This is a genomic window from Streptomyces sp. NRRL B-1347 (assembly GCF_000720325.1).
In the GTDB taxonomy this organism is placed as follows: Bacteria; Actinomycetota; Actinomycetes; order Streptomycetales; family Streptomycetaceae; genus Streptomyces.
The window spans coordinates 1-228 of record NZ_JOJM01000337.1 but is presented as its reverse complement, the minus strand read 5'-3'; the positions used below and the strand labels follow the sequence as shown (position 1 = coordinate 228).

Genomic DNA, 228 nt, shown 5'->3' with positions numbered 1-228 from the left:
CGGGGCGATTTCCTGCGCGGCCTTGAGGTGCCGGTGTCGTCGGGTTCGGTGGTCGAGGGCCGTCTCGGGGTCGTGTTCACGGGTCAGGGCAGTCAGCGGCTCGGGATGGGCCGGGAGCTGTACGAGGCTTTCCCGGTCTTCGCGGACGCCTTGGACGAGGTGTGTGCCCATATTGATCCGTGGATAGAACGTTCGCTCCAGAGCGTGATGTATGGTCCGGACGCCGAC

1 protein-coding gene is annotated in these 228 nt (G+C 65.8%); it reads left to right on the top strand.

The features are described from left to right. On the top strand, positions 1 to 228 hold a 228-nt coding region (locus IG74_RS0145270), incomplete at both ends, for an acyltransferase domain-containing protein (protein WP_030689843.1).